Source organism: Thermogemmatispora sp. (assembly GCF_042408735.1).
In the GTDB taxonomy this organism is placed as follows: domain Bacteria; phylum Chloroflexota; class Ktedonobacteria; order Ktedonobacterales; family Ktedonobacteraceae; genus Thermogemmatispora.
Genome location: NZ_JBHOQV010000140.1, coordinates 1 through 2,043, shown reverse-complemented (window position 1 = coordinate 2,043; position 2,043 = coordinate 1). Strand labels below are relative to the sequence as shown.

Here is a 2,043-nt window from a genome sequence, read left to right as displayed (position 1 = left end):
AATAGTATAATATTGACAGCCTGCTAATTTGTGAGGAGGTGCATGCATCTGGCAGAGAGGGAATCCGAAGCAGTCCTACCTCCAGAGAAAGGAATCCTCGCACTCTTCTCCGCACCATCTTTTTTTCTGGCGGCAACAGCGCTGTCGGCGGCCAGGCTCAGAGCTGAACTCAGCGAGCAGAGCGATAGGACCAACTCCTGTGTCGTGTGGGTCGTTTGAGGGGTAGGAGTGGGCATCTTTGCGTATTTATGCAGCGCAGTAGTCAAGCAGCGCATGCAACATCTTGATCAGCTAGCTAGTTTAGTAGGAGGAAGGGAACGATCATGCCAGGATCGAAGAAAGTTCGTGTAGCCATTGTTGGCGTTGGAAACTGTGCCAGCTCACTGGTGCAAGGAGTGTACTATTATCGCAACGCCAAGCCGGACGACTTCGTGCCGGGGCTGATGCACGTCACTCTGGGGGGCTATCATATCAGCGACATCGAATTTTCGGCAGCTTTCGATATTGACCAGAACAAGGTTGGCAAGGACCTTGCCGAGGCCATTTATGCTGCCCCCAACAACACCTACCGCTTTGCCGACGTGCCGCCGCTGGGGGTCAAAGTCTACCGGGGCATGACCCACGATGGGCTGGGCAAATATCTCTCGCAAGTCATTACCAAGGCGCCGGGCAAGACCGACGACGTCGTGCGCATCCTCAAGGACACCGGCACCGACGTGCTGGTCAACTACCTGCCGGTGGGTTCCGAGACGGCCACCAAATGGTACGTTGAGCAGGTCCTGCAGGCTGGCGTAGCCTTTGTCAACTGCATCCCGGTCTTCATTGCCCGTGAGCAGTACTGGCAGGAGCGCTTTAAGGAGGCCGGGCTGCCGATGATTGGCGACGACATCAAGAGCCAGGTAGGCGCCACCATTGTCCATCGCGTCCTCGCCAAGCTCTTCCGCGACCGTGGCGTGCGTCTGGAGCGTACCATGCAGCTCAACGTCGGCGGCAATACTGACTTCTACAACATGCTGGAGCGCGAGCGACTGGAGTCCAAAAAGATCAGCAAGACCAACGCCGTCACCAGCCAGTTGGACTACGAGTTGTCGCCGGAGAACGTCCACATCGGGCCCTCTGACTACGTGGCCTGGCTGCAAGACCGCAAGTGGGCCTACATCCGGCTAGAGGGGCGCACCTTTGGCGACGTGCCGCTCAACCTGGAGCTGAAGCTGGAGGTCTGGGATTCGCCCAACTCTGCCGGAGTTGTCATCGACGCGGTGCGTCTGGCCAAACTGGCCCTGGACCGTGGCCTCAGCGGCACCCTGATCGGGCCGAGTGCCTACCTCATGAAGTCGCCCCCGGTGCAGTATCCGGACGATGTGGCCCGCGCTATGACCGAAGCCTTTATCCGTGGTGAGGAGCCGCAGGCTGCTCCAGAGCGCGCGGAGGCCCTGGAGCCGAGCAACGGCTACAAGGTCGAGGCCCCCAGCGAGTAGGGTCGCTCCAGAGGAGCAGCCGACGAAAGGGGAGAAGGTCTAGCCCTGCCAGCCCCTTCCTGGCTTGGGGTCTGGAGATCAGACCGCGGGGAGGAGCTGGCCCTGCCCGCAGGTGGCGGACCACCTCCCGATTCGGCAGAGAGGAACGAAGGTAAAGCGAGGTCCCCGAGCAGGCGCTGGCACTACCAGCCCGGGGACCCCTCTTTCTCTTTCCGCGATCAGATGGATGAATAGATGGGATGGATAGATGAACCGCTACGAGCGCTGTACGCTTGGAGCATTGGTTACGGTCGAGGCATTAGCTGTCGGTTGCTGGTGCTGATCCTGTCCCGAGCGTAACAGCTCCTCGCGCACAATAGTCACCTCTGGCGGAGCGCTGATGCCGATTTTCACGCGCTCCCCTTCGACCGCGAGGACCGAGATACTAATGACCCCACCGAGAATGATGCTTTCACCAACTTTGCGTCTCAAAACAAGCATGTAAGGCTCCCTTCCCCAGAAGCATTTCCGAGACGTCCCTGCGCTGCAGATGACACCTTACAGGCGTCTCTTCAAGCCGAACACA

The 2,043-nt window shown here is 59.2% G+C and carries 2 protein-coding genes; one reads left to right on the top strand and one right to left on the bottom strand.

From position 1 onward, the window contains the following. The first annotated feature begins 323 nt into the window (after window positions 1-323). A complete protein-coding gene (locus ACFMO7_RS15450) occupies window positions 324-1,478 on the top strand; it encodes an inositol-3-phosphate synthase (RefSeq protein ID WP_376796388.1) in 1,155 nt (384 codons plus the stop codon). A 255-nt stretch (window positions 1,479-1,733) separates the two neighbouring features. On the opposite strand, the gene ACFMO7_RS15445 is transcribed toward ACFMO7_RS15450, so the two are convergent. Then, entirely contained in the window at window positions 1,734-1,958 is a 225-nt protein-coding gene (locus tag ACFMO7_RS15445; protein WP_376796387.1) for a carbon storage regulator, read from the bottom strand. Window positions 1,959-2,043 lie beyond the last annotated feature (85 nt).